Origin of the sequence: Actinoplanes sp. NPDC026623 (assembly GCF_040638275.1) — a bacterium.
Lineage (GTDB): Bacteria > Actinomycetota > Actinomycetes > Mycobacteriales > Micromonosporaceae > Actinoplanes.
Genome location: NZ_JBEZXZ010000001.1, coordinates 103,076 through 116,527, shown reverse-complemented (window position 1 = coordinate 116,527; position 13,452 = coordinate 103,076). Strand labels below are relative to the sequence as shown.

14 protein-coding genes are annotated in these 13,452 nt (G+C 72.0%); 9 read left to right on the top strand and 5 right to left on the bottom strand.

All coding sequences use genetic code 11. From position 1 onward, the window contains the following. The first annotated feature begins 207 nt into the window (after positions 1–207). Together AB0F10_RS00535 and AB0F10_RS00530 are read left to right on the top strand one after the other, a co-directional pair. A complete protein-coding gene (locus tag AB0F10_RS00535; RefSeq protein ID WP_360619474.1) occupies positions 208–3,000 on the top strand; it encodes a PQQ-dependent sugar dehydrogenase in 2,793 nt (930 codons plus the stop codon). Further along, complete coding sequence (locus AB0F10_RS00530) at positions 2,997–4,667, top strand: ThuA domain-containing protein (RefSeq protein WP_360619473.1); 1,671 nt, start codon at positions 2,997–2,999, stop codon at positions 4,665–4,667. Before AB0F10_RS00535 ends, AB0F10_RS00530 begins: the two co-directional genes overlap by 4 nt. Here the strand turns inward: AB0F10_RS00530 and AB0F10_RS00525 are convergent. The 3 genes from AB0F10_RS00525 to AB0F10_RS00515 form a co-directional block, all read right to left on the bottom strand. Then, positions 4,664–5,401 (bottom strand): peptidase E, encoded by a 738-nt coding sequence (locus AB0F10_RS00525; RefSeq protein WP_360619472.1) that lies wholly within the window; start codon positions 5,399–5,401, stop codon positions 4,664–4,666. The genes AB0F10_RS00530 and AB0F10_RS00525 overlap by 4 nt on opposite strands. Continuing rightward, positions 5,398–6,231 carry a nucleotidyltransferase domain-containing protein gene (locus AB0F10_RS00520; protein ID WP_360619470.1) on the bottom strand — a complete coding sequence of 278 codons (834 nt, stop codon included), beginning with the start codon at positions 6,229–6,231 and terminating at the stop codon, positions 5,398–5,400. Before AB0F10_RS00520 ends, AB0F10_RS00525 begins: the two co-directional genes overlap by 4 nt. A 75-nt stretch (positions 6,232–6,306) precedes the next feature. Next, a complete protein-coding gene (locus AB0F10_RS00515; protein WP_360619468.1) occupies positions 6,307–7,284 on the bottom strand; it encodes a G5 domain-containing protein in 978 nt (325 codons plus the stop codon). Positions 7,285–7,571: 287 nt separating this feature from the next. On the opposite strand from AB0F10_RS00515, the gene AB0F10_RS00510 reads away from it, so the two are divergent. The 5 genes from AB0F10_RS00510 to AB0F10_RS00490 all read left to right on the top strand — a co-directional run bounded on the left by AB0F10_RS00510 (position 7,572) and on the right by AB0F10_RS00490 (position 9,798). Continuing rightward, positions 7,572–8,030, top strand: coding sequence for a lamin tail domain-containing protein (locus AB0F10_RS00510; RefSeq protein ID WP_360619466.1), 459 nt, complete (start codon positions 7,572–7,574; stop codon positions 8,028–8,030). Between the two features lie 103 nt (positions 8,031–8,133). Further along, positions 8,134–8,328: a DNA-binding protein gene (locus tag AB0F10_RS00505; protein WP_360619465.1), complete on the top strand. Its 195-nt coding sequence runs from the start codon at positions 8,134–8,136 to the stop codon at positions 8,326–8,328. Further along, positions 8,325–8,936, top strand: coding sequence for a DUF402 domain-containing protein (locus tag AB0F10_RS00500; protein ID WP_360619464.1), 612 nt, complete (start codon positions 8,325–8,327; stop codon positions 8,934–8,936). Before AB0F10_RS00505 ends, AB0F10_RS00500 begins: the two co-directional genes overlap by 4 nt. Before the next feature lie 30 nt (positions 8,937–8,966). Then, positions 8,967–9,320, top strand: a complete 354-nt coding sequence (locus AB0F10_RS00495; protein ID WP_360619462.1) for a metalloregulator ArsR/SmtB family transcription factor — start codon at positions 8,967–8,969, stop codon at positions 9,318–9,320. Beyond that, complete coding sequence (locus AB0F10_RS00490) at positions 9,304–9,798, top strand: SRPBCC family protein (protein WP_360619461.1); 495 nt, start codon at positions 9,304–9,306, stop codon at positions 9,796–9,798. The genes AB0F10_RS00495 and AB0F10_RS00490 overlap by 17 nt, the downstream gene beginning before the upstream one ends. Here the strand turns inward: AB0F10_RS00490 and AB0F10_RS00485 are convergent. Beyond that, entirely contained in the window at positions 9,787–10,272 is a 486-nt protein-coding gene (locus AB0F10_RS00485) for an Lrp/AsnC family transcriptional regulator (RefSeq protein ID WP_360619460.1), read from the bottom strand. The genes AB0F10_RS00490 and AB0F10_RS00485 overlap by 12 nt on opposite strands. 59 nt (positions 10,273–10,331) lie before the next feature. Between AB0F10_RS00485 and AB0F10_RS00480 the strand changes: the two genes are divergently transcribed. Next, positions 10,332–11,438 carry a PLP-dependent transferase gene (locus AB0F10_RS00480; protein WP_360619458.1) on the top strand — a complete coding sequence of 369 codons (1,107 nt, stop codon included), beginning with the start codon at positions 10,332–10,334 and terminating at the stop codon, positions 11,436–11,438. Between the two features lie 17 nt (positions 11,439–11,455). Next, a complete protein-coding gene (locus tag AB0F10_RS00475; protein WP_360619457.1) occupies positions 11,456–12,055 on the top strand; it encodes a phosphoesterase PA-phosphatase in 600 nt (199 codons plus the stop codon). Positions 12,056–12,057: 2 nt separating this feature from the next. On the opposite strand, the gene AB0F10_RS00470 is transcribed toward AB0F10_RS00475, so the two are convergent. Continuing rightward, positions 12,058–13,431, bottom strand: a complete 1,374-nt coding sequence (locus tag AB0F10_RS00470; RefSeq protein ID WP_360619455.1) for an MFS transporter — start codon at positions 13,429–13,431, stop codon at positions 12,058–12,060. Positions 13,432–13,452: the final 21 nt, after the last annotated feature.

The following is a 13,452-nucleotide window of genomic DNA, read 5'->3' as shown; positions in this document are numbered from 1 at the left end:
ACGCGACATGAACGAAAGTGTGGACAGGCGAGCCACAAGTTACTAACGTTTGCACACTGTTACACGTTAGTAACAAGCGGCAAGATCATCCCCGGGGTCGCGCCGCTTGGCCAGGGCTCGGCGTATCGGCGCAAGGTAGCCCCACACCTGGCAACTCCCCTACGTCAGGAAAGGGACTGGACCCCTATGTCCGTCAGACATCGAAGCATGCCCAGATTTAGATATGCGGCGGGGGTGACACTGCTCGTCGCCGCGAGCCTGGTCGCCGTGGCCGCACCCGCACAGGCGCACGGCATCGACCCCGCCGACTTCCAGCAGGTGACGCTCGCCAAGGGGGTCGCCGAGGTCGGCGAGCCGATGGCGATCGCGGTGCTCCCCGACTCCTCGGTGCTGCACACCGCCCGCAACGGCACGCTGCGGCGCACCGACCGCAACGGCGCCACGACCGTCGTCGGCACGCTGGCCGTGTACGGCCACGACGAGGAGGGGCTGCAGGGCGTCGGCGTCGACCCCGGCTTCGCCACCAACCGGCAGATCTACCTCTACTACGCGCCGCCGCTGAGCACCCCCGCCGGCGACGCGCCGGCCACCGGATCGGACTGGTCCGCGTGGACCGGTGTCAACCGGCTCTCCCGCTACACGCTCAACGCCGACTTCACCCTCAACACGGCCAGCAAGGTCGACGTCCTCGACGTGCCCGCCAACCGCGGCCTCTGCTGTCACGTCGGCGGCGACATCGACTTCGACGCGGCCGGCAACCTCTACCTGTCGACCGGCGACGACAGCAACCCGTTCGACTCGGCCGGCTACTCGCCGCTCGACGAGCGCACCGACCGCAACCCTGGCTACGACGCGCAGCGCAGCGCCGGCAACACCAACGACCTGCGCGGCAAGGTGCTGCGCATCAAGGTGAACGCGAACGGGAGCTACTCGGTGCCCGCCGGCAACCTCTTCGCGCCCGGCACCGCGAACACCCGGCCCGAGATCTACGCGATGGGCTTCCGCAACCCGTTCCGGATGAGCGTCGACAAGCAGACCGGCGTCGTCTACCTCGGCGACTACGGACCCGACGCGGGCTCGACCGATCCGAACCGCGGCCCGAGCGGCCAGGTCGAGTTCAACCGGATCGCCAGCCCCGGCAACTACGGCTGGCCGTACTGCACCGGCACGAACACCAGCACCGAGACCTACAACGAGTGGAACTTCGCCACCGGCGGCACCGGGGGAAAGTACGACTGCGCCGGCGGGCCGACGAACAACTCGTTCCGCAACACCGGCCTGACCAAGCTCCCGCCGGCCCGGCCGGCCTGGATCCGGTACGCGGGCGACGCGGGCAGCCCGCCCGAGTTCGGCAGCGGCTCGGAGTCCCCGATGGGCGGCCCGGTCTACCGCTTCGACCCGAACCTGGCCTCACCCACCAAGTTCCCGGAGTCCCTCAACGGGCACTTCTTCGCCGGCGAACTGGGCCGCGGCTGGATCAAGCCGATCCACGTCGGCGCGGACGGCTCGGTCGGCGAGATCTCGAGCTTCCCGTGGGTGGGCAAGCAGGTCATGGACATGGCCTTCGGTCCGGAGGGCTCGCTCTACGTCCTCGACTACGGCACCGGCTACTTCAACGGTGACGCCAACTCGGCGCTGTACCGCTTCGACTACCTGGCCGGCTCGAACCGGGCGCCGACCGCGGTGGCGAGCGCCAACCGGACGTCCGGCCAGGCGCCGCTGGCGGTCGCCTTCTCCTCGGCCGGATCCTCCGACCCGGAGGGCAGCGCGCTCACCTACTCGTGGAACTTCGGCGACGGCACCAGCTCCACCGCCGCGAACCCGTCGAAGACCTACACGGCCAACGGGACCTACACGGTCACCCTGACCGCGAAGGACGCCGAGGGCCTGACCGGCACCGCCAACGTGATCATCACGGTCGGCAACACCGCGCCGACGGTCAAGATCAACAGCCCGTTCAACGGCTCGCTCTTCTCGTACGGCAACACGATCCCGTTCTCGATCACCGTCACCGACCCCGAGGACAGCTCGATCAACTGTGCCGCCGTGAAGATGACCTACGTGCTCGGCCACGACAGCCACGGCCACCAGATCACCTCGCAGAACGGCTGCACCGGCTCGATCACCATCCCGGTCGACGGTGAGCACGACTCGGCGGCGAACATCTTCGCGGTCTTCGACGCCGAGTACACCGACGCGGGCGGCCTGACCACGCACACCCAGCACACGCTGCAGCCGCGGCACCGGCAGGCCGAGCACTTCAAGACCGCGTCCGGCGTCGACCCGATCGCCAAGACCCAGGCCGAGGGCGGCGAGACCGTCGGCAACATCAACAACGGGGACTGGATCGCGTTCGAGCCGTACCGGCTGAGCGGCGTGACGTCCTTCACCGCCCGGGTCTCCTCCGGCGGGACCGGCGGCACCCTGCAGGTCCGGACCGGGTCGCCGACCGGCACGGTGCTCGGCTCGGCCACGGTGCCGGTCACCGGCGGCTGGGAGACCTTCACCAACGTCACGGGTACGGTCAGCGGCGCGCCGGCCAGCACCGGCACCCTCTACCTGACCTTCGCGGGTGGCACCGGGGCGCTGTTCGACGTGGACGCGTTCACGCTGAACTCCGGCGGCGGCCCGATCGTCGGGCTGGCGGGCAAGTGCCTCGACGTCGCCGGCGGCGCCTCCGCCGACGGCACGAAGATCCAGCTCTACACCTGCAACGGCAGCGCCGCGCAGACCTGGACCGTCACCCCGAACGGCCCGGTCAAGGCGCTCGGAAAGTGCCTCGACGTGGCCGGCGGCGGCACCGCCAACGGCACCAAGGCACAGCTGTACACCTGCAACGGCAGCGGCGCGCAGACCTGGGCCGCCAACGCCGACGGCAGCCTGCGCAACCCGCAGTCGGCCAGGTGCCTCGACGTCAGTCAGAACAGTTCGGCCGACGGCCAGCAGATCCACATCTGGGACTGCCTGGGCGCCGCCAACCAGAAGTGGGTGCTGCCATGATCGGCAAGCTGCTAGCCGCCCTGATGTTGCTGCCCGCCCCGGTGGCGGTCGCCGACGACCCGTACGACGTGCTGGTCTTCTCCCGTACGGCCGGATTCCGGCACGACTCCATCGCCGTCGGCACCCAGGCCATCCGTGACCTGGGCGCGGCCAACGGCTTCTCGGTCACCGCGACCGAGGACCCGGCGGTGTTCACCGCCGCCGGGCTGGCCGGCTACGAGGCCGTCGTCTTCCTCAACACGACCGGCGACGTGCTCGACAACAACCAGCAGACCGCCTTCGAGGGCTACATCCGCGGCGGCGGCGGATACGTCGGCGTGCACGCCGCCGCCGACACCGAATACGACTGGCCGTTCTACGGCCAGCTGGTCGGCGCCTGGTTCGCGTCGCATCCGGCGATCCAGCCGGCCGCGGTGGTGGTCGGCGACCGCGGCCAAGCGGCGACGGCGCACCTGCCACAGCGCTGGACCCGCACGGACGAGTGGTACAACTACCGCACCAACCCCCGCTCCACCGCACACGTGCTGGCCACCCTCGACGAGAGTTCGTACTCGGGCGGCGGCATGGGCGCCGACCATCCGCACGTCTGGTGCAAGACGCTCGACCGCGGCCGGTCGTTCTACACCGGCGGCGGCCACACCAACGAGTCCTATGCGGACCCGGCCTTCCGGGCGCACCTGCTCGGCGGCATCCGGTACGCGGCCGGCGCGACAAACGCCGACTGCCGCCCGGAGACCGGCTACACGACGCTCTACAACGGCTCGACCGCCGGCTGGTCGCAGGCCGGCCCGGGCAGCTTCACCAACAGCGACGCGACCCTCACCTCGGTCGGCGGCATGGGCCTGTTCTGGTACAGCGGGAAGCAGTTCACCAACTACTCGCTGAAGCTGGACTGGCGGCTGGCCGGCGACGACAACTCGGGCGTCTTCGTCGGCTTCCCGCCGTCGACCGACCCGTGGTCGGCGGTGAACAACGGCTACGAGGTGCAGATCGACGCGACCGATTCCGCGGACCGCACCACCGGCTCGATTTACACGTTCAAGTCCGCCGACCTCGCCGCCCGCGATGCCGCGCTCAACCCGCCCGGCGAGTGGAACACCTACGAATTGCTGGTCGAGGGCGAGCGCCTGCAGGTGTTCCTGAACGGCACGAAGATCAACGACTTCACCAACACCGACCCGGTCCGCTCGCTGGCCGGCCACATCGGCCTGCAGAACCACGGTGACGGAGACGACGCCGCGTTCCGCAACGTCCGGATCAAGGAGCTCGGCGGCACCCCGCCGACCGGCGTCGGCCCGATCGTCGGGCTGGCCGGCAAGTGCCTCGACGTCGCCGGCGGCGGCACGGCGAACGGCACGAAGATCCAGCTCTACACCTGCAACGGCTCGGGCGCGCAGACCTGGACCGTCACCCCGAACGGCCCGGTGAAGGCGCTCGGCAAGTGCCTCGACGTCGCCGGCGGCGGCTCGGCCAACGGCACCAAGGCCCAGCTGTACACCTGCAACGGGACCGGCGCGCAGAACTGGTCGGCCCAGTCCGACCAAACCCTGCGCAATCCGCAATCCGGCAAGTGCCTGGACGTGAGCCAGAACAACCCGGCCGACGGCCAGCAGATCCACATCTGGGACTGCCTGGGCGCGGCGAACCAGAAGTGGATCCTCCCCTAGTACTGCAACACGCGGGTGGGCAGCGGCGTCTCGGTGACCGAGCCGTCCGCTGCCCGCTTGAGCTCGTAGCCCAGCGGGCCCTCGGCGTCGGCCACTACCTCGGCCAGCCTGGTGCCGCGATAGACCAGGCCGGCGCCGTCGTCGGTCGCGTAGCCGTCGCCGAGCGTCCCGTCGGCGATCAGCTTGTGCATCGTCGGGCGGCGCTGCTCCTCGGCGTCGTAGTGGACCCCGTTGCTGTAGGGCAGCCAGCCCAGGCCGTCGGTGAACGCCCGCAACTCGGTGCCGAAGCTGTCGGTGCTGCCGCCCTGGTGCCAGCAGATCGAGCCGGCCGACACGCCACCGAGCACCACCCCGGCCTGCCACGCCTCGTGCAGGATCTCCTCGAGGCCGTGCGCCCGCCAGACCGCGACCAGGTTGGCGACGCTGCCGCCGTTGACCCAGATCACGTCCTGGTCGAGCAGGTGCGCGCGGATGTCGTCGTGGTTCGGCATCGGAAACAGCTGCAGGTGCGAGGCCCGGTAGCGGGTCTTGGCGAACGCCGCGTAGGTCGCTCCGATGTAGTCGACGGGGTCACCGACCGCCTGGTGCAGGTAGCAGAATTTGGCCGTGTCACCGGCGTTCGCCAGCTCCGCGGCGAAGTGGTGGATCGGCCCCACCCGCAGGTCGAACATGCCGTAGCGGCCGCGCCGGAACCCGGCGCTCGTGGCGAGAATCGTGGGCTCGTCAGCTGTCATCGCGACATCATGGCGCACGCGTCGGCGGTATCCAGAACGAGGTCGACGGCGGCATCGAGCGCCGTCGCGAGGTGCACCGGGTCGCCGTCCAGGTCGGCGAAAACGGCGTTGATCCGTTCGGCGAACCGCGGCGGCGCGCCGGGCAGGGCGGCGGCCGCGGCGACCGCGCCCTTCTCGTTGATCAGCCAGCGCCCGGCCGCGCCGTGCAGCGCGTGCGCACACAGCCCCACCAGCCGGAACAGGCAGCCGGCCAGGTAGGCCGAGTCCCCGCGCGGCACCGCCTTGCGTGCCACTTTGGCGAGGAAGTCCGCCTCCCACAGGCCGGCGACGAGGCTGTCGCGCAGCGCCGGCGGAAAGACCCGGGCCCGCTCCTGCAGCGCCGCCAGCTCGCCGGCCGGATCGGCCAGGATCACCCCCAGGGCAACCTCTCCCGCGTACGCGAAGTCCGGCACGCCCAGCGGATGGCCCACCTGCGCGTGGAAGGCGTACCGGCCCTGCTCCGCGTCCGCGCAGGCCCGCTCGACCCGCGCCACGTCGCGGTAGATCCAGTCGACCGCCGCGCCGTCAACGGTCAGCCAGCCGCCGCCGTCCACCCACGGTCCCCACTCGCCGGGCGAGGTGACGCGCGCCGCCGGGCCGCCGAAGAATCTGGCCGACTCCGCCAGCGCCCCGACGTCGAGCGGCGTGCGGTAGTAGACGCCCAGGTCGGTGTCGGAGTCCGGGAGGTGCGTGCCCCGGGCCCGGCTCCCGCCCAGCAGCACACCGGTCACGCCGGGCACCCCGGCCAGGCCCGCGGCGAGCTCGTGCAGCCGCGTATCGCTCAACGCCACACCGTCATCCTGCCGCAACGCGGGCGGCGCCGCGGTCCGGGTCCGGCCGCGGCGGTCGCGCCGGGGCCGGCGGGCTCACCCCCGGTCGCCGTCCTGCGGCCGCTCGTCCGCGACGGCATCGGTCGCGGCGACCGCCGCGGGGGCCTTCACGGGATCCGTCGCGGTGGCCTTCGGTACGTCCTTCGCGGGATCCTTCGCGGCGTCCTTCGGCTCGTCGACGCAGGGCAGCCTGAGCTGGAGCTCGTCGATGTCGGCCGGGGTGAGCAGGCTCAGGTCGCCGTCGACGAGGCCCTCCTCGCCCTGATCGCCCTTGCGGTCGATGCAGATGGTGCCGCGGCCCAGGCCGATGCACGGCCCGATGGCGAGCCGGCATTCACCCGGGTGCACCCGCCCGCCGCCGGGCCGGATGCCACCGCGCCGGTTGCCGAAGGCGACGATCCGGGGCTGCGGCTCGCGGGTGACGGTCGAGTCGATGAGCCGCCGTCCCGTCTCCTTGCTGCCGGTGAAGGTCACCTCGTAGTGCAGGATCCGCTCGCCGGGAATGCCCGGCGTCTGGATCGCCCGGCTGCCGGGCGGCAGCGACGGATCCCGGACCAGCCGGGTCCGGAACGGGATCGACTCGGATTCCGAGATCCGCTCGACGCGCACCACGGGGCCCCCGGGCCCCGCCGTGCGCGCGGATCCGCCCGCATGCGCGGCGGCGGGGTTCCGGCCGGCGTGCAGGGTCGTCCGCCGCGGCGTGCGGGTCGCCGTCCGATCCGCCTCGCCGGGTTTCGACCTGCCGTCGTCCGCCTCTTCCGCCCCGGCGTGACCGGTGTCCGGCAGGCCCGCGTTCCGGTCACCGGCGTCGCGGCCGGAGGCGTTGCGGCCGCCCGCCTTCTCGCCGGCGGCGTCCTGGGAGCCGAGTTCGGCTTCGTCGGCCGGAGGCAGTTCGACGACCGACGAGTCGCGCCCGACGGCGGTCACCACTCGCGTGTCCGTGCTCGTCAGGGCAGCGACAACCGCTGCCGAGCCGGACACGAGGGCGAGCGCCCCGAGTCCGGCGGTGGCCATCCGTACCCCGAATGGCAACCGCGCCCAGAGAGACTTTCGCGGCGTTTCGAGTAGATGCTGCCAGGAATCACTAGATGTCTGGTTTAGCACCAAAACATTGTGCTGCCGCGAACCCAAGACACCAGCGTCAAAGCCGCACCCGAAAGGATGAAGGTCCGCCGACCGACGGCTATCCGACACCGCCGGCCGGTGATGGTTTTCGGGCCGCCACGCCGCACTCCACGTCCCCGGCGCGGCCGCGAACGCGCAGAGAATCGGCGGACACGCCCACGAAACCTGGAGGTACGGTGCGCAGAACGACAAGCATCCTCGCGGCGGCGACGATGGCAGTCGCGGGCACGCTCGCGATCGGCGGCCCGGCCTCGGCGGCCACGCCGAGCCTGCGCTTCCACGGTGCCCAGTACGACTCACCGGGCAGCGACACCCGCACCAACGCGAGCCTCAACAACGAGTGGGTCTCGTTGATCAACAGCGGCCGCAAGCCGGTCAACCTCAGCCGTTACACGATCCGCGACGCGTCGAACCACGTGTACACGTTCGGCAACGTGACGATCGCCGCCAACGGTGGCCGCATGTGGCTGCGTACCGGCAAGGGCACGAGGAACGGCCGCATCGTCTTCTGGGGCAGCGGGAACTACATCTGGAACAACACCGGCGACACGGCGACGCTGCGCAACGCCGCCGGCAAGAACGTCGACACCTGCACGTGGAAGCAGAAGACGGGCCGGACCTGGGTCGCCTGCTGACCGACCGATCCGCGAACGCGAGGCGGGCCGCCCGGGCATCCACCCGGGCGGCCCGCGCCCGTTCGTGGCCGGGCACCGCGGCCGGCGTGTCAAAGTACTCGGCATGACGACTGACGACCTGCCGGCCGGCATCGGCGCTCCCGCCACGCGAGCCCTGCACCAGGCGGGATACCACCGCCTGCCGGAGTTGGACGGCGTCAGCCGGGCCTCGCTTGCCGCGTTGCACGGAGTCGGCCCCAAGGCGCTGCGCATCCTGGCCGAGGCGCTCGACGCGCGCGGCCTGTCGCTGACCGCGTGACGTTCCGTCCCGGGCAGCAGGTGGTCCGGCGCTATCTGCACGCCGACCGCCGCATCGCCGCCGCGCTGGCGGCCCTGGTCGTCGCGGACGACGCGAACGGGCTGCTGCTGTGGTTCGAGTGCGGCGCCGAGACCATGCGGCGTACCGATCTGGCCGGCGGCCCGACCCGGCACCTGAGCATCGCCGCCGAGGTGGCGATGCCGACGATGCTGAGCCCGAGCCACCAGCGGACCTTCCGCACGCTGCTGCTCATGCCGCCCGGCGCCGCCCATTCGGTCTCCTGGAACTGGCTCCCGGACGGCACCTTCGCCGGCTGGTACGTCAACCTGGAGACGCCGGCCCGGCGCTGGCCCGGCGGGGTGGACACCCGCGACCAGTCGCTCGACGTGCTGGTCGGCGCCGACCGCGCCTGGCTGCTCAAGGACGAGGACGACCTGGCGGCGCTGGACCCGGCGCAGGCGGCGGCCATCCGGGCCGAGGCGGGACGGGTGACCGGGCTCGTCGAGGCGGCGGCCTACCCGTTCGACGGCAGCCACCTCGACTTCCGGCCGCCCTCCGGCTGGGCCCCGGCGACGCTCCCGGCCTGGTGGGACGCCGTGCCGGCTTGACGTATGCCGTTATGGGTATACGATTGGCCCATGGCGCGAGCGGCAACGACGACGGATGCGTTCAACGCGGTGGCCGAGCCCCGGCGGCGGCAGATCCTCGACCTCCTCGCGGCCGGCGAGCTGCCGGTCAACGACCTCGTGGAGCTGCTCGGGCTGGCACAGCCCCAGGTCTCCAAGCACCTGCGGGTGCTGCGCGAGGTCGACCTGGTGCGCGTCCGCGACGAGGGACGGCACCGGATGTACCGGCTGAACGCCGAGCCGCTGAAGACCATCCACGACTGGCTCAGCGGATACGAGCAGTCGTGGAACACCCGTTTCGACCTCATGGACGACGTTCTCGACGAGCTCAGAAAGGCGGAGGAGACAGATGGCGACCACGACTAACGGCACCGCGAAGGTCACGCTGCCGGCCGGCAACCAGATCATGATCACCCGCGAGTTCAACGCACCCGCGCGGCTGGTGTGGAAGGCCTACACGACGCCGGAGCTCATCAAGCGCTGGTGGAGCGGCGGCCACGGCACCGTCACGATCGCCGAGGTCGACCTGCGGGTCGGCGGCAGGTGGCGCTACGTGCTGGAGGCCAACGGCGGCTTCGAGGTGGCCTTCCACGGCGAATACCGCGAGATCCGGGAGCCCGAGCGCCTGGTCAACACCGAGGCCTTCGAGGGCATCCCCGACCCGGACGATCACGCGGCGCTGGTCACCACGACGCTTACCGAGAAGGACGGCCGGACCTACCTGGAGATGCTGGTCGAGCACCGCGACCAGACGGACCGGGACGCGCACGTCAACTCCGGCATGGAGGCCGGCATGCAGGCCGGCATGGACCTCCTCGAACTGGTCGCCGTCTCACTGGCCTGACGGCTCGAACGGCAGGACGGGCGGGCCGGACCAGGTCGAGAAGATCAGATGGGTTCGCACCCGCCCGACCTCGCGCCGCGCGGTGATCTCGTCGAGCACGAGGCGCTGCAGGTCGGCGGTGCTGCCGCAGGCGACGTGCACGACGAAGTCGTCCTCGCCGGTGACGTGGTGCAGCGCCCGGGTCTCCGGCAGCGCGAGCACATGCGCGACGAACGGGTCGACCAGCGGCCGGGCGTGCGGCTGCACCTGCACCATCAGCAGCGCCTCGACGTCACGGCCGACCGTGACCGGATCGACGGTGGCGGCGTAACCGGTGATCACCCCGGCCCGGCGCAGCCGCGCGACGCGGTCCAGGCAGGTGGACGGCGCCACCCCGACCGCGGCGGCGAGGTCCTTGTTCGGCATCCGGCCGTCGTTCTGCAACAGGCGCAGAATCGCCACGTCGACCGAATCGAACTGCACGTTTTCTCGCATCACCCGACGATAGTTCGGCGTGCGAGCCGCCAGGCCGTCAGCTGGCCGACACTCACCGCATGCAGCTTTCGACGCGAGCGGTGCACGCGGGACGCGACGACCTCGCCGACCTCGGTGTGCACGCCGTACCCCTGGACCTGTCCACGACCTACCCGGCACGTGACAGCCGCGCCGAGGCGGCCCGCCTCGACGTGCTCAGCACCGGCGCGACCGTCCCCGGAATGCCGGTGTACGGCCGGCTGGGCAACCCGACGGTGGCCCGGTTCGAGGCCGCACTGGCCGAACTCGAGGGATGCGAGGCGGGCGTCGCCTTCGCGAGCGGCATGGCGGCGCTCTCCGCCTGCCTGCTGGCCTCGGTCGCGGCCGGCCGCCCGCACGTGGTGGCCGTCCGGCCGCTGTACGGCACCAGCGACCACCTCCTCGGCTCCGGCCTGCTGGGCAACACGGTGACCTGGGCGGCACCGGGCGAGGTCGGTGCCGCGCTGCGCAGCGACACCGGCCTGGTGATCGCCGAGTCGCCGGCGAACCCGACCCTGGCCGAGGTGGACATCGCCGCGCTGGCCGCCGAGTGCGGCGACGTGCCCCTGCTGGTGGACAACACCTTCGCCACCCCGGTGCTGCAACGGCCGGCCACGCTCGGCGCGCAGATCGTGCTGCACAGCGCGACGAAGTTCCTGGGCGGCCACGGGGACGTGCTCGGCGGCGTCGTGGCGACCACCGAGGAGTACGCCCGCCGCCTGCGCCAGATCCGCTTCGTGACCGGCGCGGTGCTGCACCCGCTGGCGGGCTACCTGCTGCTGCGCGGGCTGTCGACCCTGCCGGTACGCATCCGCGCGGCCTCGGCTACCGCGGCGGTCCTCGCCGAACGGCTGCGCGCGCACCCGACGGTGTCGCGCGTGCACTACCCGGGCCGCGGCGCGCTGGTGTCGTTCGAGGTGACCGGCGACCCGCACGCCGTCGTGGGGGCGGTGCGGCTGATCACCCCGGCGGTGAGCCTGGGCAGCGTCGACACCCTCATCCAGCACCCGGGATCGATCAGCCACCACATCATGGGCGCGGCGGAGCGGGCCGGCGTCGGCATCAGCGAACGCCTGCTGCGCATGTCGGTCGGCCTCGAGGACGCCGAGGACCTGTGGGACGACCTCGACAAGGCCCTGCACGCCTGACACTGCGATCATGTGGCGTGACCATCACCGGTACGCCCGCCGCGGATCGCCTCGCCCGGATCGTGTCCGAGGTGTTCGCACCCGCCGTCCTGGTCGCCGGCCTGATGCTGGCGATCGGCTGGCACTCGGGCGGCGAGCCCGGCGTGTCGCGCTGGTGGGGGCTGCCGGGGGCGCTGTTCGCCGCCGGCATCCCGCTGGCGTACGTCCTGCGCGGTGTCCGGGCCGGACGGCTGACCAGCCACCACATCCCGGAACGCGAACACCGCCGGCTGCCGCTGCTGTTCGGGATCGCGTCGGTGGCGGTCGGCCTGCCGGTGCTGGTGCTGCTCGGCGCCCCGCGCGACGTGCCGGCGCTGATGGCCGCGGGCGGCGCGGGCCTGCTGGTCTTCGCGGCGGTGACGCACTGGTGGAAGATGTCGATCCACGCGGGCGTGGCGGCGGGCACGGTGGCGACGCTGGTCGCGGTGTACGGCCCGGTGGCCCTGATCGGCGTGCTGGCGGCGCTGCTGGCCTGCTGGTCCCGGATCCGCCTGTCGGCTCACACGCCGGCCCAGGTCGTGGCGGGCGCGCTGGTCGGAGCGCTGATCGCCGCGACGGTCTTCCCGGCGCTGCGCTGAACCTATGCGGGCTCCATCCGGGTCGCGCTCACCCGCAGGCCGATGAGGATCACGACCACTCCGAGCAGGCTGGTGAAGGCGAACGGGCCGACGAACGGAAAGAGCGCGAACAGCAGGCCCGCGACCGCCAGCGACGCGCTGCCGCCGACCGCGTCGGTGATGCTCTTCGCCGCGGTGTTGAAGCCCTGCTCGCCCGGCGCCGAGAGGGCGAGCACGACCGTGCTGATCCGCGGGTACAGCGTGCCCATGCCCGCGCCCGCCGCGAACCAGCCGATCACCGCGGCCGCGGGCGGCAGGTGCAGCACGACGGTCGCCCACTCGGTGATCGCCCCGCCGGCGAGGAGCACCGCGCCGGCCCGCAGCGCCGTACCCGGATCGAGCCGGTCGTCGAGCCGGCCCTGCACCGCCGAGGCCAGCGCCCAGGCGATCGCGCCCGCCGTCAGCGTGAGGCCGGAGAGCCAGGTCGGCAGGCCGTAACGGTCGTGCAGCAGCAGCGGCAGATAGACCTCGGTGCCGAAGAACACCCCGCCGGCCACGCCGCACAAAGCGACGGTCGCCGGCAGCCCCGGACTGATCCGGTACGTGCCGGGCGGCACCAGATTGCGCAGCGCGACCCCGATGATCAGCAGGAAGACCGGCACCAGCAGCCAGGCGGTCGCCGGCTCGAACTCGCCGAGCGAGCTCAGGGCGACCACGCTGACCGCGACCACCGCGGCCTCGGCCACCCGGCGGGCGTCGGCGGCCGACGCGGGCAGCCGCTCGGCGCGGACCCGGTCGCGGCCGCGGCCGCGGCCGCGCAGCGAGGGAAGCATGAGAGCGGTCGACACGGCGACCAGCACCAGCACGCCGAGAAACACCCAGTGCCAGCTCAGCGACTCGGCGACGAGGCCGGCCGCGAACGGCCCGACCATCGACGGCAGGACCCACGCGGAGGCGAACGCCCCGAAGATCCTGATGTGCAGGCCCGCCGGGTAGACCATCGCGACGAGCACGTACAGCGCGACGGTCTCGCCGCCCGCGCCGAGCCCCTGCAGGAAGCGCCCGGCCACGAACACCGGCATCGTGGCCGCCGTGCCGGCAACCCCGAGGCCGAGCGCGAAGATGCCCACCGCGGCGAGCAGCGGCACGGCCGGGCCGCGCCGGTCGGCCCAGGAGCCGAAGGCCACCATGCCGACGACCCCGGCTGCGAGCGTCGAGGAGAAGGCCATCGCGTACAGCCCGCGCCCGTCCAGGTCCGTGGTCACGATCGGCATGATCGTGGTGACCGCGAGCGACTCGAACGCGGCCAGGAAGACCAGGCTCCAGGCGCCGATGGTGGTCAACGCGTACGGGCGTTGCAGGATGCCGGCCGGTCGGGTTTCGCTGTCCACGCTCACCGCCCGAACCTAGGTCCTCAA